The organism is Paenibacillus sp. VT-400 (genome assembly GCF_001029205.1).
Lineage (GTDB): Bacteria > Bacillota > Bacilli > Paenibacillales > Paenibacillaceae > Paenibacillus > Paenibacillus amylolyticus.
The window spans coordinates 3742858-3765050 of record NZ_LELF01000067.1; the positions used below are offsets into that span (position 1 = coordinate 3742858).

Here is a 22193-nt window from a genome sequence, read left to right on the forward strand (position 1 = left end):
CTCTCTTATTGCTCTATAAGAACTACCGTACCGTCAGCCTATGACCCACAGCCAGACCCTGTTACAGTTTCATCGCACGTTCCATAACCGCCATGCGGATTGGAACGCCGTTTGCCATCTGCGGGAAGATCCGCGATGCTTCACTTTCCACAACCGCGTCATCTACCTCGACGTTGCGATTCACTGGAGCAGGGTGCATGATAATGGTGCTTGGTTTTAGGCGTGATGCCCGTTCTTCCGTCAATCCGTAGTGTTCGCGATAATCCTCAGCTGAAGTAATTAAGCCATGTTGATGACGTTCCAGTTGAACCCGGAGCATCATGACTACATCTGCATCCAGCGCTTCTTCAAGACCGACATAAGGAGCATGCTCTGCGAGTTCCGGTGCCTGCATCGTTTGCGGTGCACAGAAGCGTACATCTGCACCAAACTTTTGCAGTGCCCACAGGTTGGAACGAGCTACACGGCTATGCAGGATGTCACCAATGATGGAAACACGCAAGCCTTTCAGTTCGCCAAATGCTTTCCTCATCGTGTAGAGATCCAGCAACGCCTGTGTGGGATGCTCATTGTTGCCGTCTCCGGCGTTCACGAGTGGTACATTCACTTTCTGAGCCAGTTGTTGCAGAACCCCTGCCGGTTTCAACCGGATCACGCCTGCATCAATGCCCATCGACTCAAGTGTTCGTACCGTATCGTAGATGGACTCTCCTTTTTCCACACTGGATGCGGCTGCCGTAAAGTTCAGCACTTGTGCGCCCAGACGTTTCTCTGCCATTTCGAAGGAGAAGCGGGTACGTGTGCTGTTCTCGAAGAACATGTTCGCAACGAAGCGTGATTCCAGTACAGGAACCAGTTTCTCTTTCTGCGCTTCCCAGTGAGCCGCTCGGTTAAGAATGGACTCGATTTCTCCTCGACTAAGTTCCTTCAGTCCAAGCAAGCTTCGGTCTCTCAATGCTGTCTGTGTAATCATTATGCTTGCTCCCCCCGGTTCTGAGTGATCTTGACTTCGTCCTGTCCGTCCGTTTCCATGAGTGCAACTTCGATCTCCTCTGATTTGGAAGTCGGCACATTCTTGCCGATAAAATCAGGTCGAATCGGAAGTTCCCGGTGTCCGCGGTCTGCGAGTACAGCCAGCTGAATGTTCTGCGGTCTTCCACAGTCCATCAGGGCATCCATCGCTGCGCGAATCGTCCGTCCGGTATAGAGCACATCATCGAACAAAATCACTTTTTTGTTATGGATCGAAAGTGATTCAGGTGTCATAATCAACATTTCCTTGCGATTCGCTTTATTTTCGTCCAAGCGGTCATCGCGGTAAGGAGTCACATCCAGCTCTCCCCAGGGGACTTTGGCGCCCTCGATTTCTTCAATCTTGGCGGCAATCCGTTCTGCAAGGTAAACCCCGCGTGTACGGATACCGACCAACACACAATCGTCGATTCCTTTGTTTTTCTCCAATATCTCATGGGCAATCCGTGTTAATGCGCGGCGGATCGCCGTCTCATCCATAATGACATGTGTCTCTGTGCTCATGCGTTCAGCCTCCTCAGGATTTCCCTTCAGCATCATGGCCCCGTGACGAGGAGAAAAAAAAAGACTCCTTGCCGTGTTTATTGGCAAGGAGTCTCCGAACTTCAGACCGCTCTGAAGAAAGTTTACTCTCGGGGATGCATCGCTTCATTTGCCGCAGCAAAAAAAACGATGTATCGTTCACGTTACCTTGCCAGTCTCACGGGACTGATTTAAAGGTGCTATTCATGTCGTTCATATTGCAGGACCTCACAGGGTTCTGTAATCAATATGTCCGTTTGTCTTCATGAATTATGACAGAAAGACAACCCCCTGTCAACACCTCACCATCGCAGGTGAAAACCCTCTGCTACGTTCTTCTTAGAATCAGCAGTTAGGCTGAAAAACATCCATGCACAATACATCTCATTGGTTATTCATAATTATACAACATTTCTGCATATTTATCCATAGGCAAATGAGAAATTTGATATAACCAAAATAAACCTCTTACTGTACTCAAAAGAGATAAAACACTTCTTTTTAGAACAGACAGTGAGTTTCATTTTACGCAATATATGAAGGCTCTGAATTAGTACCAAGTGAAATGGGTACAGTTTATAAACATGAACCCATTATTAGATACTGCAATAATACCGATATACATAAGATTCACAAATTTACGACATAGAAATAAGTTACGCCCTACATTTATGTACATTTAGGAGGAAGTCATGCGTCACATTTGGCACGTTTACAAAACAGACTGGTTGCATATTCTGAAGGTTCCCACAGGTATATTTCTAATTGTGGCTATTATTCTACTGCCCGGGGTGTATGACTGGGTCAACGTGAAGTCCGTCTGGGACCCATACAGTAATACCCAGGGGATCAAAATTGCGGTGACAACTGAGGACAAGGGTGCGACTGTTGAAGGAACCCATGTTAATATCGGAGACGAACTGGTATCCAGCCTTAAACACAACGAAAAGCTGGGTTGGACTTTTGTGGACCAGGCTGAGGCTAATCGGGGTGTGCAAACTGGAGAGTATTATGCAAGCCTGCTCATTCCGGGGGACTTTTCATCCAAAATTACAGGCATCGTTGATGGGAAGCTGGAGCGACCGGAAGTAATCTATACCGTCAATGAGAAGGTGAATGCCATTGCTCCTAAAATCACAGGCTCTGGTGTATCTGCCATAACAACACAAATCAATGAAAATTTCACTGAAGCCGTCAGTGAGGCCGTTCTGACCAAGCTGAATGAAGCCGGGGTTGAGATTAATTCCCAGCTTCCAACATTACGCAAAATGGAGAATGGCATTTTTACGCTGGAGAAAAATCTTCCGGCTATTCAAGCCGCAGGTCAAAAGGTTCTGGAAGTAGAAAAAGACATGCCCGAGATTGTAAAAGATGCTCAAAAGATCGTTGAAATCGAGAAAAAACTGCCTGAAATCAATGAAGCAGCACAGTATGTGCTCAAGGTGCAGGAGTATTGGCCACAAATTAATGATGCGGCTTCCGAAGTGCTGGCTATTCAAGGGCGGATACCGGATATACAAAAAGCGGTAGAACGCATTCGAGAAGTGGATGAAAACTTTGGCCAGGTATCAGATGTCATCCAAACGGCGCTGGATAAAACCAACAAAGCTCTGTCTATCGTAACAGCAGCAGAGCAAGATTTGGACAAAGTATCACAAATCGCTGGCAACGGGATTGAGCTTGCAGAGGGATTAAATCAGTTCGTGGATTCCAGTGAAGAAGCGTTTCAGACAATTGGCCCGACGATCCGCCAAAATCTGCTGCTGGTGCAGCAGATTACTAACGCTGCAGGAGACGTATTTGCACAATTGCAAAATTCGGATCTTAATAACCTTCCTACAGTAGAAGATCTCGACCGGATTGCTTCACGTTTAGGGGTTGCGGTAAAACTCGTGGACAGTATGGCAGAACTACTGGGCAACATCAATAACTTGCTTCCAAGCCAACCACTTGCCGATAAAATCGCACAACTGAACTCCATCTCAGATAAACTTCAGTTGCAGATCCACTTGGCTGGCATCATCAATGATGCCATGCGTCGTAATACAACTCCACCAACAGATGTCATCGCTCAGTTAAATACTCTCTCGAAGGACATTAGCAGCGGGATTGCCAATATCTTAAGCACCTATGAAAGTGAAATATCGCCTACACTGGCAGCTGGTGCGGATAAGCTCAGATCTATCCTTTCCACTTCAGCAGAAACTCTACAAGGAGCAAAGGATCGTATTCCGGATATTGCGGACATTCTTGCATCTGCCAAAGAAGGAATTACGTTTGGGCAGACCGAGTTGACAAAAATCCAGAGCGAACTGCCTCAAATACAATCTAAGATCCATGAGATATCAGAGACACTTGCGAACAAAAGTGAAGGTTTTATCCAAGCTTTGAACACAGTGTCTTCATTAATTCAAAACGATCTGCCCAAGTTGGGAAACAAACTGAACGAAGCAGCTAATTTTGTTCGTAATGATCTGCCTACTGCCGAGAAACAGATAGGCAAGGCATCCGATTTTGTACAGAATCAGCTGCCGGAGGTCGAAAAAGGAGTTCACCGTGTTGCCGCGCTTGTACGTGATGATCTGCCAGCATTGGAAAGTGCCATCAGCAAGGCTGCGGACAAGCTCAGGGAAGTTGAAGGTAATAACCAGTTTGCCGAACTTGCCAAGCTTCTGCGCGGCGACATTGAGGAAGAGAGTGCTTTCCTTTCGAGTCCCGTGCAAATCAAAGAACAACAGCTTTATCCGATTCCGAATTATGGATCGGCCATGTCACCATTTTATGGCGTGTTGTCCTTGTGGGTTGGCTCAACACTGCTGATTTCTCTGCTTCGTGCCGAAGCTGAGAAATCAGGGGGAAAGTTCCGGGGATATGAATTGTATCTTGGACGTCTCGCTACTTTCCTAACCATTGGATTGCTCCAAGCGGTATGCGTCACCTTGGGAGATATCTTAATTCTGGGTACTTATGTCGCAGATAAACTGTGGTTTGTCCTGTTTGCCATGTTGGTGAGTACCGTATTTGTCACCATAACGTACACCCTGCTGTCCGTTTTTGGGAATATCGGAAAAGGGATCGCCATTATCTTCATGGTGTTCCAGTTCTCCAGCTCCGGCGGTACGTTCCCAATCAGTATGACATCACCCTTTTTCCAAGCATTGAATCCGTTCATGCCCTTCACGTATGCGATCAGTCTGCTGCGTGAGTCGGTCGGCGGCATATTGTGGTCTACTGCCATCAAGGATATTCTGTGGTTGTGTATGTTCATCGCGCTGAGTCTCATTGTTGCTCTCGCTTTGAAACGTCCACTCAGCAGTCTCACCAAACGTTCAGCCGAGAATGCCAAGAAGACCAAAATTATTGCTTAACTCATTTGCTCAACACTAAATAAGAAAAGGCCATTGGACTTTCCATCCAATGGCCTTTTCTCGTTTCATTATATGAATCGATACATTTACTATTTGACTATTTCACTGAGCGTTCCTGTTCCAACTGATTATAGGATTGTTTGATTGTTGTTAATGTTTCTACATGGCGATAGATGTTGTTACTTGCCGTAACGATAACACATAACATGATCAAGCCTATAACCACTTTTTTCCCCAATCCCGGACGAAGGCTGATGACGAAACTTCCACCCAACAGGAAGAACGCAAACAGATAATGTCCCGCATACAGGTACATATCGTATTGAAACACAGCTAGACCAAAGCCCACGACTACATGAAGCAAAAAGGCAAACAAAATATATGGCACAAGGGTCCACACTTCTCGTTCACGAATGCCTTTAATGAAGCCCATGAATGCCAGTAGTAAAATAAAGATACCTGTCATCTGCACATGGATTGGATTGGAACGGGATAGATCCGTAACAAAGGCCGCCATGCCCGGGTCCAGTAAATGCATTTTCGGTGTCAGCATCGGATTAATAGTTAACATGTTCAATGCTTTCCAGTGAACAGCGAACTGGAATGGCGTTGCATAGCTGGTTCCACCATTTTGAATGCCCAACAGCCAGTTACTAACCCAGCTGCGACCTCCAAAGGCAACGTACTGGACGCCAGTTAATACGACGATGATCAGAACCGCTAATGCCATGATACCGATGTATTTTTTCAAATTCGCCTTATTGCGCCATGCATGCATATTGAAGAATGTGGCAGCAGCAAATGGTACGATATTGGTCGAGGTTAGTCCAAAGTTAATCGATGTAAGCAATGCATTGGGTACATAACGTACGTCCTGACGCTCACGAGTATACTGCATGTAAACCACCGACAACAGAATAACGAACTGTACATAAGGATACGAATCCGGGATCAATGCAGTAAACATTAAGTAGGAACTGAAACCAAACAATAAGGCAAACAGTAGCGGTACGATGGTCGGTTTATCTTCTTTTTGACTCAGGAACAGATACGCCAGCACCACCGAACCCGCATTCACCAGCGATTGCAGGATTAGAAAGAACCAGTTGCCTCCCAGCAGTTTCGCTACAGCCGCAAGGGTGACAGCGAGAAAGGAAATCAGCGGATGGATCACTGAAGAACTGTTGTCCCCATAATACATTGAAGGATCAAAGTTGAATAAATTGATTGGAAACAGCGTTGTATTAAATGGGGTATACGCCCCAAGCACCTCTGCATTATTTTCAATGTACAGAACATACGAGCCGTTCATTAAACCATAGAACAGAGCAAATCCCGCAAACAGGTAAAAAGCTGTCCAGTTGGCTCTGCGATTATAAAATAAGTAATCTAAAAAGTTCATGCTTTCATTTCACATCCTGATTAATTAAGTTCTAAAATACCAATAAACATAGGCCACCCATAATACATGCCACGCCTATCCAGCGTAAAGGGCCCACGGTCTCTTTAAATATCAGCCGAGCTATGATAAGAGTCCACACATATGTTAATGCGTTTGCAGGCAACACTACGGTTAATGGAAGAAACTTCAGCAATACAATATTCAGCAACGCGCCCGTTCCGTAGAATCCAAGTCCCATGAGTACATGCAGACGATTGCGACTGGAAGCATAAGCTTTCAGTCCGGCCCCACCCAGTGCACCACACAACGTCATGACAATTAATACGGCAACCATCCAGCTATCGATCAACACTGGTTAGTGTCACCCCGATTCCAAGCAACACAACTGCTGCCAGCTTCTGCATCGTAATTTCTTCCCCAAGCAAAAAATACCCATAGATTAAGGCAAATACGTAACTAGCACACATCAGAGGATAAGCAACAGAGAGTTTTTCCAGAGCAAAAGCTTTAATCATCAAAATCGCTCCAAGTCCATAACACAGAAAACCAACACCCAGGTAAATCCACTCGGTTAGTCCCCATTTCCAGAGCAATTGACCTGTTGCTGTCAGAAAAGCGGAAACGAGCATTAACCATTTACCAGTATGACGCGATTTTATTTCCCCCACGTTAATGCCTCCATGTCCGGAACACGCTTGTTAATAAAGTATCGTTGACTCACAAGTTGCATGACGGGAAGGTCGGATAAGGAGTCAGAGTAGGAACATGACTGGTCATAATCAATGACCATATTCTTTTCACTCAGATAAGCCTGAATTCGGCGTACCTTCTCTTCCCCTTTGCAATTGCTGCCATCAACTCTGCATGTGTAACCATTCTCATGACGGACAAGTTCAGTTCCAATTACATGATCCACCCAGGGAAAATTATTAAAGTATTTCATATAGGCATGCGGAGATGCAGTTACCAGCAAGACATGATACCCTGCTTCTTTGCGATGTTGCATCTCTACACTGGCCTCGGCAAAAATGGACGTACGCAAGCGAGTATCAAAGAAATGTTCGAGATCTTTTTCAGACATACGCTCAATTTCTTGAAAGTAGGATCGTTTGACTTGTTCAACCGTCATGAAGCCTGCCTTGAATAACACGGTATGTAATGCAATGACAGGTAATCTCCATACCTGCCACGGGTAACGGCGAACACCGTAATGCACAAATTGAAACATGGAATCACTGCGTATGATCGTTTTATCAATATCAAAAATTGCGACTTTCGTGCTTTTCACCCTGATCCCCCTCAGCCTTTATTCAAAGATTGCAAAGATTGTAACAACACTTATCACATACAACATAACCGTAATTAATATAGGCTTGTCCTCAAACAGCACACGATCGGGCGAACCTCCCTGGTTCTTCATGTGGATCAGATACAGGTAACGGAACATGCCGTAAATGACCAATGGAATCGTCCACATGAGATGAATGGTTCGATCTGAAGTGAATGTGAACAGGGAATAACTGATAATCGTAGCTGTCGTCACAATTGTATTGAATTGATCCAGTAACGTAATGGAGTAGTTATCCAAAACCTTACGATGTGATCCCGTGTTTCCCTCAAGCAACGTGAGTTCATTTCTGCGTTTTCCAATGGCCAAAAACAACGACAACAGCATGGTACAGATCAAAAACCACGGTGTGAATGGCACATGGATCAGCACACCACCTGCAATGGCACGAAGTACAAAGCCGGCTGCAATGGTCATCATATCCAGGATAACGAGATGTTTCAGCACAAATGAATACGATACATTCAACAGGAAATAGACGATACATAACACCCCGAATAGAGGGTTCATCATGAAGGCCGTTCCTACGGAAAGGATTAATAGAATAATGCCAAACAACAAAGCATGACTCGGATTCACCTGCCCAGAAGCCATAGGACGATACCTTTTCACCGGATGCTGTCGATCCCTGTCTCGGTCTACAAAGTCATTTAAAATATACACACAGCCTGCAACAAGGCTAAATAGAATAAAACCAAGCAACGTCGCAAGAATGGTTTCAGTCCGAATCTCCTCAAAAGAAAATAGTAACGCAGCAAATAACAGCAGATTTTTAGTCCACTGTTTGGGTCTTAACAATCTGAATAATCCTGACACTGTACTGCCTGTTCCTGTAGCCGGTGAGGACACCGTACTTGTTCGTGATGATAACAATTGTAATAACTCCCTTCAACAACAACTTCTGTATATAACAAATAACGTAAAGATCTAATCATATGTTGCTTGTATAATTTTGTAAAGGGAGTAAATGAAAAAAATCTAATATGGGCATAAAAAAAGAGACCGTTTCCGGTCTCTTCGTTAGTACATGATTTAACTATTGGGTGATGCGATTAAAATTCAAATTGTACGTCGCTCAGACGACGTTTGATCTCAGCAATAACACGTTTCTCTTCCTCTTCACCCTTCGCTTCAAAGGTTACGGAGAAACGAACAAAGTTACCGGCATCATCCCAAGGTACGGATGAGATCAGTTTCTCACGGATCAGGAATTGGGAGAAATCTTCGCCGGATTCAAAGCGACGTCCGCCAACGACACCTTTTGGTGCTTCTACATACAGGAAGAATGAACCTTTAGGTTTTTCAGCCTGGAAGCCCAGTTCGTTCAATGCGGCAACGAGCATGTCGTGACGACGGGAATATTTCTCTGCAATTTTTTCCGTGATCTCAGGGTGATTCAATCCATAAGCAGCAGCCTTTTGAATCGCGATGAACTGACCGGAGTCATTGTTGTCCTTCACATCACTGAATGCTTTGACTACAAGCGGGTTACCCGCTACAAATCCGATTCTCCAACCCGTCATGTTGTAGGACTTGGACAGAGAGTGTAGCTCTACGCCGACATCCTTTGCACCAGGTACCGACAGGAAGCTGAACGGTTTTTTGCCATCATACGTCAATGCTGCGTATGGAGCATCATGTACAACCACAACATTGTATTTCTTAGCCCATTCCACAACTTCAGTGAAGAACTCCACCGTCGCGCTTGCGCCTGTTGGGTTGTTCGGATAGTTCAGGTAGAGCAACTTCGCACGTTTTGCGATGTCTTCCGGGATAGCCGTCAGATCAGGCAGGAAGTTGTTTTCTTTCGTCAATTGGATGTTGAACACTTCTCCACCCAGATACTTCGTATGTGTACCCATAACCGGGTAACCTGGAACGGTCATGATCGTAACATCACCCGGATTGATGAAGCATGAAGGCATCATCGCCAAAGCCGGTTTTGAACCAATGGAGTGTACGATTTCAGTATCTGCATCGATACCTTCTACGTTGAATACGTTTTTCAGGTAGGAAGCAGCAGCAGCTTTGAATTCAGGAATACCATTGTCGGAATAACCACGGTTCTCAGGTCTGGAAGCTTCTTCTGCAAGTGCAGCTACAATGCCTGCATCCGCCATTTCGTCCGGTTCACCTACACCAAGGTCAATCAGTTCCACATCGGGAAAATCTTTTTTGGCCGAAGCTTTGGCACGTTTGATTTTCTCGAATTTATAAATGTTCGTGTCTTTACCATAGTTGGAGCCACCGATACGGTCGGCAAAATTAGTCTGAATGTAAGTTTCTTGGTATTTATCGATACTCATAACGTTGTTCATCTCCTCATTTGACGCAAATTTCTACACTTTAATATGAAGCATTTGCGTGATCAAAGCCATGGACAAAGTATCCGAACATTTGTACTTTCTTGGAGCTGTTAACGACTGCGTAGCGAGGCGAGCACGTCTTCCATATCTTGCGGAATCGGAGCTGAAAATTCAAGGTATTCTCCCGTTGTTGGATGCACAAATCCAAGAATGGCCGCATGAAGAGCCTGTCCTTGCATTTTGATGCCTTTATTCCGTCCATAAGTTGGATCTCCTACAAGCGGGTGACCAATAAATTTCATGTGAACCCGAATCTGGTGAGTACGTCCTGTCTCCAGTTTCAATTCCAACAAGGTGTAATCATTAATCCGCTCAGTAACGGTAAAATGCGTAACGGCATGTTTACTGTTACGTTCCGTTACCGTATACATTTTGCGGTCATTGGTATCCCGTCCAATCGGTGCATCAATGGTCCCTTGATCATGGTTAAGATGACCATGAACGAGCGCAATATACCGTCTATTCACCGTATGTTCCTTCAACTGAGCAGCCAGTGATGCATGCGCACGATCGTTCTTGGCAGCCATGATCAGGCCGGATGTATCCTTATCAATACGATGCACAATACCAGGACGCAACTCCCCATTAATACCCGAGAGGTCTTTGCAGTGATGCATAAGTGCATTAACGAGGGTACCCGATGTGTGTCCTGGTGCCGGATGCACCACAAGACCACGCTGTTTGTTGATCACGATCAGGTCGCTGTCTTCATATACCACTTCCAGCGGAATATCTTCGGCAACGATCTCCACAGCAGCTGGTTCTGGAATCTGTAACTCAACTAGATCCCCTTCGGATAACTTGGCATTGGCTTTGACTACAGCACCATTTACCGTAACCATTCCGTCTCCGATCCACAATTGAACTTGGGAGCGAGATACGTTATCTACGGCTTCCGTAATATATTTATCAATTCGTTCTTTTTTATGTTCAGCGGCAACGGTCCATTCCATACGTTCATTGCCATTCATTAGTTCTTCGTCGTTAATCTGTTCCTTATTCGGATTACTCATGATGTTCATTCCCTTCAATCTTCGCGGCTGCTTTTTCGCGCCGTCCTTCAAGCAATGTCTCCACTATGATCAACCCTACACCGATGCAGATTGCCGAATCGGCGATGTTAAAAATGGGAAACGTATAACTTCCAAAATTAAGTTGTACAAAATCTACAACTTCTCCGGTCAATGCCCGGTCAAGGAAGTTGCCAATTGCTCCACCAAGCACCAAACTAAGCGCCACAGGCAGCAATTTGTGCGGGGTATCTTTTACCTTTTGCAAATACCAAATCAAGGCAACGACCACAATCAACGTAACCACGATAAAGAACCAACGCTGGTCTTGCAGAATGCCAAATGCTGCTCCTGAGTTACGATGTGATGTGATGACAAAGAAATTGCCGATGACCGGAATTTCTTCTCTGAGTTCCATCCGGGTTGCAATCAGATACTTGGTTCCCTGATCCAATAAAAATACGATAAAAGCAAGGATATAATACACCACGTTTGTTTGTCACTCCGTTCTTGTCTTTTCCAAACGATACCAGGCTTACGCCAGACTTGTTTATTGTAGCACAGCTGTTTGGAAATCGTCCACGACGCGCTACATCGCAATGCTTATGGCAAAAACGATAACATTTCCCTTCTGTAATCTTGCCCTCAATGGCACATCCTACAATAGAGTCAAAATCCGGATTCCAGCATGAAAGCAGAAAGGGGAAAATCATGTCACATTTTACTAACAAACAACTGCAATTTCTACGTTCCCAACTGATGTCCGATAAGCGCGATATTGAACATAGACTTTCGGAAAACGAGCATTATGGACTTGGAGACTCCCTTAAACTACAGACAGGTGAATTATCACCAATTGATAATCATCCTGGAGACATAGCCACGGAGGTGTATGAACGCGAGAAAGATATTTCCCTGCTGGAACATGATGAATTCCAATTGGAACGAATCGATTCTGCACTGCACTCCATCGAAGAAGGACATTACGGTACATGTGCGGTCTGCCAGCAACCCATTCCTTATGAACGCATGGAAGCTGTCCCCTACACCAAATACTGCAAAAAACATCAACCGGAAACCGTTGTCTCTGAGAACCGCCCTGTAGAGGAAGAATTCCTTGCCCCGGCATTTGGTCGAACCAGTCTGGACGAGCGAGATGATCAAAATGGCTTCGATGGTGAAGACACTTGGCAGATTGTTGAAAGTTGGGGCACATCGAACTCACCAGCCATGGCTGAAGGACGCGATATCGACAGCTATGATGTTATGGCGATTGAAGCTACCGATGAAGTGGAAGGCTGCGTTGAAGCGTACGAAAGTTTTGTTGCCACGGACATCTATGGTCATGACGTCTCCATCGTGCGCAATAGGCAATATCGTCAGTACCTGGAGAACCGTGAGGGCGAGGGTCTGTTAGAACCGGATATGGAGACGGATGACATTTACTAAATGCACTTTGATATCTTTCACCTTTAATTACTAATCGCTTAGTAAGTGTTCATATCAAGCTGACGCTGGACAATGCGCACAATATCAGCGATGTAATCTCCAACAATGGGAAGATTGAGCGCCCCAAGTAGCTGCAAAACGTAAATGATCGTTGCTGCGAAAAAGGTAAACCCAATCGCAATCCCCACACCTCGTGCGGCTCCTGACAACAGGTTAAGTCCAATCAATTTCCATGGTCTGTTCAGCAATTCTGTGTATTGCGCTATTCGTGAACGTTCCAGTTCATTCGCCAGACGGTTCGTCAGGGTATGTAACTCTTCAATTTTGTCATGCGAATTCAGATTATCTGATGTTGATTGTTGTGAAGTGGATGCGGTTTGCTTGTCATGTTCGCTCATGTTTTGGTCAGTTCCTTTGATCAATATAGATTGACTGCACTATAGAATCATTGCCTTATTGCCTAAAAAACAAACGAGCCCAGATACAGGGAATATGTCCCTGCCTCTGCGGCTCGTTTGTTTATACTCTATATTCTGTCCTAATTGAATGGGACATGCTCCGAATTACGCTTCGATGTAAATACCGATCGATTTGCCTCCGGCTTCAACGCGTTCCATGGACTCATTCGAGCCAAATGTAACTTCGGTTACGAGAACATTTTCACGCAACACATCATCAAACGCCTGAATAGCTTCCTGAAGGGATGCATCCACATCCAGTGTCAAACGTACTCTTTTCTCAATCGGCAGATCCAGACGTTTCCGGGTATCCTGCACAGCACGAACCACTTCACGGACCCAACCTTCCTGTTCCAAGGCTGGCGTGATTTCGGTATTGAGTGCAACCGTCAGACCGTAACCTGATGCTGAAGCAAAGCCAGATTTGGCCTGTTTATCAACCAATAATTCTTCGCTCGTCACTTGCAGCTCTTCGCCTTCTGGAGAAACGATGTTCAGCACACCCTCCGAAACCACTTTACGCGTCTCATCAGCCGACATTCCTTTGAAGAAGTTTTGCAGGAACCCTACGTTTTTACCGTATTTCTTACCTGCGACCTTCAGGTTCAGCTTCAATGTAAAGTCAACGAATTCCGCATCATTATGCTCCGTACGGATTCCTTTTACATTGATCTCTTCTTTGATGATCTCTTCATAACTTGTCAGGTCAAAGCCTTTATCCAGGGAAACGATCAATTCGGACAGTGGCTGACGTGTCTTAATGCCTGTTTCGTTACGAACGTTACGGGCAAGTTCAACCACGCGGCGAGCCGTCTCCATATCCTGTTCCAGTCCTGCATCAATCAGCGCTTCATTAGCTACCGGATAGTCTTCCATGTGCACACTCTCACCTGTTGCAAGGTTCAGATAGATGTCTTCTGCCAGCATCGGTGTGAACGGAGCAACCAACTTCGCAGTAGTCACCAGTACCTCAGTCAATGTGCGGTAAGCGTCCAATTTATCGTCTGTCAGGCCACTTCCCCAGAAACGGTCACGGGAACGACGGATGTACCAGTTACTCAACTCATCAACAAATGCTTCAATCGCTTTGGAAGAGTTCAGATAGTCGTTAACCAGCAGCGCTTTTTCTACAACCAAGATCAGGCTGTTCAGTCTCGACAGAATCCAGCGATCCAGCTTGTGTGCGGACAGTTGGAACGGGTGCTCCTGTGGATCAAATCCATCAATGGTAGCATAAAGCGTCAGGAATGCATGGGTGTTAACCAGCGTATCCACCATTTTGGATTTGGCTTCCCCTACGATACCTTTGGAGAAACGTTTGCTGTTCCACGGTGCACTGTCAGACAACAAAGCCCAGCGAAATGCATCTGTACCGTATTCTTCAATTACTTCCCAAGGATCGATAACGTTACCTTTGGATTTGGACATCTTCTGTCCGTTCTCGTCAAGAACGTGTCCTGTAGCCATAACCGCTTTGTAAGGCGCTTTGCCTGTCAAAAGGGTGGAAACCGCCAGCAAGCTGTAGAACCAGCCACGTGTCTGGTCAATCCCTTCACAGATCATATCCGCAGGATACTGCTGTTCGAATACTTCTTTATTTTCAAATGGATAGTGTTGCTGGGCAAACGGCATGGAGCCGCTGTCGAACCAGACATCGATCACTTCCGGTGTACGTTTCATCTCATATTTGCCACAAGAGCTCATGACTTTAACGTCATCCACATATGGTTTATGCAATTCAAGATTCTCAGGCACATCACCTACCGCACGGGCACGCAATTCCGCAATGCTGTGTGGAGCAAATTGTTCGCCAGTCTCCTCGCACACCCAGATGTTCAGCGGTGTTCCCCAATAACGATCACGGCTGATATTCCAATCCACCAGATCCTCAAGGAATTTCCCGAAGCGACCTTCACGAACGTGACCTGGGTACCAATCCACTTCACTGTTGTTGGCAATCAATTGGTCCTTGATCGCTGTTGTTTGGATAAACCAGCTGTCCATCGCATAGTACAGAAGTGGTGTATCACAACGCCAGCAGAATGGATAGCTGTGCTCATATTTTTCTTTGCTGAACAAACGTCCATGCTCAGACAGATATCTTACGATATCAATATCACAATCCTTCACAAAACGTCCGGCAAAGTCAGTAACCTCAGCGACAAATTTACCTTCCAAGTCCACCATGTTCACAAAGCTGATCCCATTCTCACGGCATACCCGGTAGTCATCTTCACCATGGGCAGGAGCCATGTGTACGATACCCGTACCACTTGCATCCGTTACAAAGCTTGCACCCAGAATGATGTTGGCCTTCTCAGCCTGTACGTAGTTGAACGGAGGATCATACGTTTTGCCAACCAGGTCAGCACCTTTCAGTGCACCGATGATCTCATACTCACCCTTGGTATCTTTCATCACTTTTTCAACCAGATTGGTTGCCATGATGTACACTTCATCACCTTGACGAACACGGGAGTAGTCCATATCCGGATTCACGGCAAGTGCAACGTGTGAAGGCAGTGTCCAAGGTGTTGTCGTCCAAGCCAGTACAAATTCTCCGCTGTCATTCAGTTTGAATTTCGCTGTAGCGCTCAAGTCTTTGACGTCTTTGTACCCTTGTGCAACTTCATGGGAACTCAGTGTTGTCTGACAAGATGGACAATACGGGCTCACACGATGACCACGATACAACAGGCCTTTCTCGTGGATCGTCGCCAGGATGTTCCATACACTCTCGATGTAGTTGTTATCAAGGGTGATATACGGGTTATTCATATCCGTCCAATATCCGATACCTTCTGTCAGATCACGCCATTGTTGCTCGTATTCGAATACGCTCGCTTTACATTCGTTAATGAATTTTTCCACGCCGTAATCTTCGATTTCCCACTTGTGGGAGATACCAAGCTTTTTCTGTACACCCAGTTCTACAGGCAGACCATGTGTATCCCAGCCTGCTTTACGAACAACACGGTAACCCTTCATCGTGTTATACCGTCCAACAAAATCCTTGATTACCCGTCCCAGTACGTGACCGATATGCGGTTTACCGTTTGCTGTAGGCGGCCCTTCATAAAATACGAAGTTTGGCTTGCCCTCCCGGTTTTCGATGGATCTTTTGAATGTATTCTCCGTTTTCCATTTATCTAACACGCGTAATTCTCTGGCACGTGCCTTCTCTTTGACGTCAACTCGTTGCATGATGATTATCTTCCCTTTCTTTGGTTGGATTGTGGACCGTCCACAAAAAGCGTTTCAATCCCCCTAAATCCCCCTTGCCAAGGGGGACCCCATAGGCGCTCCGCCCTCTGGACACCCGGGATGGGTTGTCGTTGGCGGATCGGTGGCGGTTATGGGCGAGGGGTGGATGTGCGTAGTGGCGGCCATTATGCGGCTGTTCCCTGCGTGAACGCCTCATGGGCGTTCGCCTTAGCGAAACCCGTGTGCCGGGTGCTTCGCTCCCCCGGCAGGTGGCTCTCTCCTTGAGGTCCTTTCCGGCCTCATGGACGTTCGCCTTTTTTGGACACAAAAAAGCCCCGTCCCTGGAAAGGGACGAGGCTATACTCGCGTTACCACCCTAATTCTGTTCATCACAAACCACATCCAGGCAAACCTGGGTATGTTCTGTCATCAACAGCGCTTATGCCCCGCTAAACTACTGCAGGGTGCCGTTATAACGTACGGCTTACGGTTCGGCTTACACACGGCAATCATAATCACCGCTTCAGCGTCACTTCTCCGGGGAGATATTCGGCTATAACTCATCCATTGGTTTGCACCAACCACCAACTCTCTGAGGGATGAGATCATAACGTACTGAACCCGTCATGGAATCACTATTCATTATGAATATAGTTATAGCCTCTTTGCAGACAAAAGTCAACCAGGCGACAGACTAATAAATTTCTTTCATCTCCCGCTCACGGTCACGCACTTCCTGCTCCCGGCTCTCCAGCACTTCCCAACCATCCTGAGTCAACAGTTCAAGCTGCGCTTCAACAAGCGTGCGGAAACGGGCACGATAAATCGAGGCCTGTTTTTTCAGTTCTTCCACTTCCAAAGCAATTTTGCGAGATTTGCCCAACGATTCGTTCACGATCCGGTCTGCATTTTTCTCTGCTTCCTTCACGATCAACTGCGCTTCTTTCTTCGCATTACCCTTCACATCATCAGCAGCTTCCTGCGCAATGATGATCGTTTTGCTAAGCGTCTCTTCAATTGTAGAAAAATGATCCAGTTTCTCCTGAACGGACAGCAACTGATTGCTCAGCTCTTTGTTCTCGCGAATGACGCCTTCGTAATCTTTGATGACTTGATCCAGGAATTCATTGACTTCATCCTCGTCATACCCGCGCAAGCGTCGGGAAAATTCCTTGTTGTGTATGTCCAGCGGCGTTAATGGCATGCTGTCCACCTCCTGTTAAAGTTCCTTCCCGTCCAGAGAAGGTTTGCAGCATATGGGTCCCACCCAAGGGGCCGTATCGTTGATGCCTAACCTTGGCAACGTATACGGATTGCAGGATCAGAATTGCATCCTCCAACGTTCATGTAAAGCTTTGACTTAATGTTTATCGGATACACCGCGTATTTTCTACACCTTTATGATAAACATTTCGACAAGAAAGCGGATTTTCCTGCAACAGACTCAGGCAAATTTGCCAATTTTCACTCGGCAACGTCCTTTTTTGGTCATCCCATCCTGTTCCATAACCTTGAAACGGCCAAATCCCTGAATCGATACAACATCACCCGCTTTTAGCAATTTGGAGGGATCTTCCTCAACTTTCCAGTTCACACGGCAACGACCAGCTTTGATCGGCACCAGCACTTTACTGCGACTAAGCCGATACACATCTGCGCAGATTCCATCCAAACGAAGAGAAGCGACCGTAATGTCCATCGTCTCCAGTTTACTCTCTGACCATCGCATCTGATCCAAAGGAAGTAACTCTGTGAACACATGTAACCGATGCACCTGATTCAGTTGAAGCGATAAAAAAGCGCCGGTTTCCGCCGCCACCACTGTATGGCAACCGTCCTCCAGCACTTGGATATCCCCGATCTTTCCACGTTTCATCCCAAGCCCGAGCAGGGAACCCATATAGTCCCCATGCTCCAGCTCCGAGATTTTCTGATCATCAGACGTAATACTGAGCACCTGCATACCCATATCCTCATCATCCAGATACATATAATCAGGTGCAACCAGCGCACGCTTGCGTTCAGCAGCCTCGTAACCACCATCCAGACGAATCTGAACGTCGTTACGGCGATTGGCAAGAGTCTGTAATATAAAAACCTGTCTTGGATCAAGAAAGTCAGTTAGCTTCATGTCATGATACTTACCCGCCTGCTCAACCCAATCCGAAGCCTTATCTACAAAATCCCGCTCATCATGGCTAAAATGTTCGTAAATTTCACCGCTCATCTATGTCACCCTACCCTAATATGCAAAATACCGAAGTATGGAGATCAGCCCATTAAGCGCAAGTTGCAGAACGATCAGCGCCACAATCGGGGAAATATCCAGCACACCGAACAAAGGCGGTATAAATCGGCGAAACGGTCTTAGATATGGTTCCACTAATTTGCCCAGCCATTCACCGATGAAGCTTTCCCGCGCATTGGGAAGCCAAGACATCAATATGTAGACAATGACCATGTAAAAGTAAATCTGGTATAACGTGTACAGCACGCTTTCAATCTGATACAAAAGTGGCTCACCTCATTCTGTTATAATCTTGCTCGCTGTCAGCCAGTATTTCCGTAATTGATCCCTGAATTTCAACCGTATCTGGCGTACAGAGAAAAATGTTTCCGCCGATTTTGGAAATACCGCCACCCAATGCATATACCGTGCCACTCAAAAAATCAATAACGCGCAGCGCTTGGTCCTGGCGAATTCGTTGCAAGTTCACCACAACGGTACGATGCGAACGCAGATGGTCGGCAATTTCCTGAGCCTCGTCATAAGAACGCGGTTCATACAGGACAACTTTAACATTTTTCTGGGAATGAATGCTCACCACATTATTCCCCCTTTGGTTTCTACGTTTATCGAGACTGGAGGTTTCAGCTTCCTGATGTTCAGATTCATTTTCCTCCTGCGCAGCCATTCGTTCACGTTCCACAATCTCTTCCTCTTCCTGAAGTCCGAGGAAATTCATAAATTTATTCATTACGCCCATCGTGAACCCTCCTCTTTTCCTACGAGAATCGATCCTAGCCGTACCCAGGTTGCACCTTCTTCAATGGCCACTTCAAAATCATTGGACATCCCCATCGACAGTTCAGTCAATGGTTCTGCTGTAAGGGCTTGTCCATTCAGTTGATCTCTCAGCTCACGCAATCCACGAAATACGGGACGCGTCAGCTCCGGATCTTCCTCATGAGGTGCCATGGTCATCAGGCCAACGACCTTGAGATTGTTGAACGAACGAATATCACGCAAAAAAGAACTTGCCTGTTCAGGCTGTAAGCCATACTTGCTCTCTTCACCCGAAATATTCACCTGCAAAAACGTTTCCACTTGGATGCCAAGTGAAGCTGCTTTTTTATCCAACTCCTTCGCCAATGACAAACGATCCAGTGAATGTATGTAACGAAACTTGCCAATCACGTCTTTCACCTTGTTTGTCTGCAAATGACCGATAAAGTGCCAGGTACCCTGCTGACCAAAAGCTTCCCATTTGGCCTGTGCATCCTGCCACCGGTTTTCTCCAATATGCTCAAGACCATGATCCAGCACCGATCCCGTTGTTTCAAGTGAGACATATTTCGTGACCGCAATCACATTCACATCATCACGATGACGGTTACTGCGCCGACATGCGTCCTCGATCTTCTGATTTACCTGTTGAATACGCTCCTCCAATGACACAGAGGGTCACCTCTCTTCCAGCCCAATCCAGCTCGCCATCCGCCCTGTAACACCATTTTCCTTCCGATAGGAGAAAAATAGTTCGGGATGACAACTTGTACACCATGTTGTACATTCGATATGATCCGGCATTATTCCTGCTTTCATCATAATGTGTCGATTACATTCTTTCAAGTTTAACATCGTTTTACCGTTATTCACGGCTCGATATGCTTGTTTAGAAGCAGAACCCTTGTATTTATCATTAACCGGGGAATCATCAAACCAAACCCGTACATGCTGCATGACCGCCTCATCCACTTCATAACAGCAATCCCCAATCGACGGACCGATTGCAGCTCGAATGTCCTGCCTACGGCTGCCATACTCCCGTTCCATCGTCTCCACCATGGATACAGCGATACCCGCGACTGTACCTTTCCAGCCGGCATGAGCAAGACCTACCGCCTGTTGCACAGGGTCATAGAAATAAAGCGGAACACAGTCTGCGTAGAAAGAAGTCAACAGCACACCAGGCACATTCGTGACCAAGCCATCCGTATCCTGCAACGCAGATTGACGATCAAGTAATCCTCTGCTCCGATCTTTAGCGGTAATTACAGCCACATGTTTGCCATGCACCTGCTCTCCACAGGTCCATGCTTCTGCTGCAAAACCAAGCTTCTCGGTTACAAGCCTGCGGTTGTTAAGTACAACTTCAGGATCATCCCCCACATGATAAGCACAATTAAGCGTAGCATACGGAACTTTTCCAACTCCACCATGTCTCGTCGTAAACCCGACTGACAGCTGTTCAAATTGCTGTGTCCAAGGCTCAACATATAATAATAACGGATCAGGACCGAAATCTGAATTTGGGTTCTTGGTCCGTTCAAGTAATTCTTTATCCAATACAAAGGGTTCCATTATCTCACCTCACCACTTCCAGTGTACCAAATGAGCCACATTCTGTCTCATTTATATCGTTCGACGCTGATTACGTTCCGACCGTTCAATGCGTTCCACTCGCTCTGTGCGGTTATGCTGCTGTTCATCATACAGGCGCGCTTCGCGATCACGCTCGTCATACGTATTTTCCTTCACCTCATCCATCTTCACCAGTATCACATCTGAACCAATCTTCACAATGTTTCTCCAGGGAATCACCAGATCCGTTCCCCCGCCAAAAAGACCCATAAAACGGCTGTACCCCGGCACAACAATCGCTTCAATTCGTCCCTGCTTCAGATCCAGCTCCAAATCACTGATCTGACCGAGGCGTTTACCATCCGTAATGTTAATGACATCCTTTGTTTGAAAGTCCGAGATTTTCATGCCTCGTGCCGCTACTTCGCTCGTATTTACTTTCATTCATTCCCGCCCCCTGTTATTCCTCTTCTGCCCGTTCTTCACGCTTCTATACAATATATGTTTCGGGGGCGAAAAATGTCCTGTTTTTCATCGAATGTGGAAACGGTCCAAAACAAAAAGACGACCAACGGTATACACTGTCCCGATTGATCGTCCTTCTGCCTTTGCATCGTGTTATGACTTTACATGTTTTTGCATCTGCTGTATCGCTGATTTCTCCAGACGTGATACCTGAGCCTGGGAAATGCCAATTTCATCAGCCACTTCCATCTGGGTTTTCCCTTCGAAAAACCGCATCGACAGAATCATTTTTTCCCGCTGACCAAGACGATGCATCGCTTCACGGAGTGCAATTTCCTCGATCCATGACACATCTTTGTTTCTGTCATCGCTGATCTGATCCATAACATAGATCGGATCTCCACCATCATGATAAATCGGTTCGAAGAGCGAGACCGGGTCCTGAATGGCGTCCAATGCAAAAACAACATCTTCCTTCGGCACATTCAGTACTTCCGCAATTTCGAATATCGTCGGTTCCCGGGAATTTTTATTCGTCAGGCTGTCACGGACCTGAAGTGCTTTGTAGGCAATGTCCCTCAAGGAGCGAGATACCCGAATTGGGTTATTATCACGCAGGTATCGACGGATTTCACCGATAATCATCGGCACCGCGTAGGTTGAAAATTTGACATTCTGGGATAAATCAAAATTATCAATGGCTTTCATCAGGCCGATGCAACCAACCTGGAACAGATCATCGACAAACTCCCCCCGATTGTTAAAACGCTGAATGACACTGAGTACCAGACGCAGGTTGCCATTCACTAATTTCTCTCTTGCTGAGCGATCATGGTGTTGCTGAAGGGAATGAAACAATTCCCGCATTTCAGTGTTGGTGAGGACAGGCAATTTTGCGGTGTCCACGCCACAAATCTCGACTTTGTTTCGGGTCATCGTGATTTACCTCCCAAGGAGAAACATTAATGTACATTATCTCCGGGG

The 22193-nt window shown here is 46.1% G+C and carries 22 protein-coding genes and 1 other annotated feature; of the genes, 2 read left to right on the forward strand and 20 right to left on the reverse strand.

Annotated elements, in window-relative coordinates; translation table 11 throughout:
- Positions 1–61: 61 nt before the first annotated feature.
- Both EL84_RS27155 and pyrR read right to left on the reverse strand, forming a co-directional pair.
- Positions 62–973 carry an aspartate carbamoyltransferase catalytic subunit gene (locus EL84_RS27155; protein ID WP_036674848.1) on the reverse strand — a complete coding sequence of 304 codons (912 nt, stop codon included), beginning with the start codon at positions 971–973 and terminating at the stop codon, positions 62–64.
- Positions 973–1536, reverse strand: coding sequence for a bifunctional pyr operon transcriptional regulator/uracil phosphoribosyltransferase PyrR (gene pyrR / locus EL84_RS27160; protein ID WP_017687330.1), 564 nt, complete (start codon positions 1534–1536; stop codon positions 973–975). The genes EL84_RS27155 and pyrR overlap by 1 nt, the downstream gene beginning before the upstream one ends.
- A gap of 710 nt (positions 1537–2246) precedes the next feature.
- Here pyrR and EL84_RS27165 point away from each other — a divergent pair.
- Complete coding sequence (locus EL84_RS27165; RefSeq protein WP_047843737.1) at positions 2247–4922, forward strand: YhgE/Pip domain-containing protein; 2676 nt, start codon at positions 2247–2249, stop codon at positions 4920–4922.
- 97 nt (positions 4923–5019) lie between these two features.
- On the opposite strand, the gene EL84_RS27170 is transcribed toward EL84_RS27165, so the two are convergent.
- From EL84_RS27170 to lspA, 8 genes are all read right to left on the reverse strand, one after another.
- The gene (locus EL84_RS27170) at positions 5020–6324 is read right to left on the reverse strand and encodes a DUF6080 domain-containing protein (RefSeq protein ID WP_047843738.1); all 1305 of its coding nucleotides are present in this window, start codon (positions 6322–6324) and stop codon (positions 5020–5022) included.
- 31 nt (positions 6325–6355) lie between these two features.
- Complete coding sequence (locus EL84_RS27175) at positions 6356–6676, reverse strand: EamA family transporter (protein ID WP_235431595.1); 321 nt, start codon at positions 6674–6676, stop codon at positions 6356–6358.
- Entirely contained in the window at positions 6663–6953 is a 291-nt protein-coding gene (locus EL84_RS27180) for an EamA family transporter (protein WP_414855726.1), read from the reverse strand. The genes EL84_RS27175 and EL84_RS27180 overlap by 14 nt, the downstream gene beginning before the upstream one ends.
- Before the next feature lie 26 nt (positions 6954–6979).
- Positions 6980–7612, reverse strand: coding sequence for an HAD-IB family hydrolase (locus tag EL84_RS27185; RefSeq protein ID WP_036614827.1), 633 nt, complete (start codon positions 7610–7612; stop codon positions 6980–6982).
- A gap of 18 nt (positions 7613–7630) precedes the next feature.
- Entirely contained in the window at positions 7631–8521 is an 891-nt protein-coding gene (locus EL84_RS27190; protein ID WP_047844436.1) for a decaprenyl-phosphate phosphoribosyltransferase, read from the reverse strand.
- A gap of 203 nt (positions 8522–8724) precedes the next feature.
- On the reverse strand, positions 8725–9978 hold the full coding sequence (locus tag EL84_RS27195; protein WP_047843740.1) for an LL-diaminopimelate aminotransferase: 1254 nt from the start codon (positions 9976–9978) through the stop codon (positions 8725–8727).
- A 110-nt stretch (positions 9979–10088) separates the two neighbouring features.
- On the reverse strand, positions 10089–11051 hold the full coding sequence (locus tag EL84_RS27200; protein WP_370739101.1) for an RluA family pseudouridine synthase: 963 nt from the start codon (positions 11049–11051) through the stop codon (positions 10089–10091).
- Positions 11044–11538 (reverse strand): signal peptidase II, encoded by a 495-nt coding sequence (gene lspA / locus EL84_RS27205; RefSeq protein WP_017687321.1) that lies wholly within the window; start codon positions 11536–11538, stop codon positions 11044–11046. Before lspA ends, EL84_RS27200 begins: the two co-directional genes overlap by 8 nt.
- A 221-nt stretch (positions 11539–11759) precedes the next feature.
- Here lspA and EL84_RS27210 point away from each other — a divergent pair, with 221 nt between their 5' ends.
- A complete protein-coding gene (locus EL84_RS27210; RefSeq protein ID WP_047843742.1) occupies positions 11760–12497 on the forward strand; it encodes a TraR/DksA C4-type zinc finger protein in 738 nt (245 codons plus the stop codon).
- Between the two features lie 38 nt (positions 12498–12535).
- Here EL84_RS27210 and EL84_RS27215 read toward each other — a convergent pair whose 3' ends face one another.
- From EL84_RS27215 to sigG, 10 genes are all read right to left on the reverse strand, one after another.
- The gene (locus EL84_RS27215) at positions 12536–12895 is read right to left on the reverse strand and encodes a DUF5665 domain-containing protein (RefSeq protein WP_017687319.1); all 360 of its coding nucleotides are present in this window, start codon (positions 12893–12895) and stop codon (positions 12536–12538) included.
- Positions 12896–13060: 165 nt separating this feature from the next.
- Positions 13061–16159: an isoleucine--tRNA ligase gene (ileS, locus tag EL84_RS27220; protein ID WP_047843743.1), complete on the reverse strand. Its 3099-nt coding sequence runs from the start codon at positions 16157–16159 to the stop codon at positions 13061–13063.
- 344 nt (positions 16160–16503) lie between these two features.
- Positions 16504–16796 (reverse strand) — a binding site (T-box leader).
- 57 nt (positions 16797–16853) lie between these two features.
- Positions 16854–17363, reverse strand: a complete 510-nt coding sequence (locus tag EL84_RS27225; RefSeq protein WP_017687316.1) for a DivIVA domain-containing protein — start codon at positions 17361–17363, stop codon at positions 16854–16856.
- A gap of 240 nt (positions 17364–17603) precedes the next feature.
- Positions 17604–18386 carry an RNA-binding protein gene (locus EL84_RS27230; protein ID WP_047843744.1) on the reverse strand — a complete coding sequence of 261 codons (783 nt, stop codon included), beginning with the start codon at positions 18384–18386 and terminating at the stop codon, positions 17604–17606.
- A gap of 15 nt (positions 18387–18401) precedes the next feature.
- Positions 18402–18671, reverse strand: a complete 270-nt coding sequence (locus EL84_RS27235; RefSeq protein WP_036674839.1) for a YggT family protein — start codon at positions 18669–18671, stop codon at positions 18402–18404.
- Between the two features lie 7 nt (positions 18672–18678).
- Positions 18679–19146 (reverse strand): cell division protein SepF, encoded by a 468-nt coding sequence (locus EL84_RS27240; protein WP_017687313.1) that lies wholly within the window; start codon positions 19144–19146, stop codon positions 18679–18681.
- Positions 19137–19838, reverse strand: coding sequence for a YggS family pyridoxal phosphate-dependent enzyme (locus EL84_RS27245; protein WP_036614854.1), 702 nt, complete (start codon positions 19836–19838; stop codon positions 19137–19139). The genes EL84_RS27240 and EL84_RS27245 overlap by 10 nt, the downstream gene beginning before the upstream one ends.
- A 6-nt stretch (positions 19839–19844) precedes the next feature.
- Complete coding sequence (gene pgeF, locus EL84_RS27250; RefSeq protein ID WP_047843745.1) at positions 19845–20744, reverse strand: peptidoglycan editing factor PgeF; 900 nt, start codon at positions 20742–20744, stop codon at positions 19845–19847.
- 51 nt (positions 20745–20795) lie between these two features.
- The gene (locus EL84_RS27255; protein ID WP_017687310.1) at positions 20796–21188 is read right to left on the reverse strand and encodes a YlmC/YmxH family sporulation protein; all 393 of its coding nucleotides are present in this window, start codon (positions 21186–21188) and stop codon (positions 20796–20798) included.
- Between the two features lie 174 nt (positions 21189–21362).
- Positions 21363–22145: an RNA polymerase sporulation sigma factor SigG gene (sigG, locus tag EL84_RS27260; RefSeq protein ID WP_017687309.1), complete on the reverse strand. Its 783-nt coding sequence runs from the start codon at positions 22143–22145 to the stop codon at positions 21363–21365.
- Positions 22146–22193 lie beyond the last annotated feature (48 nt).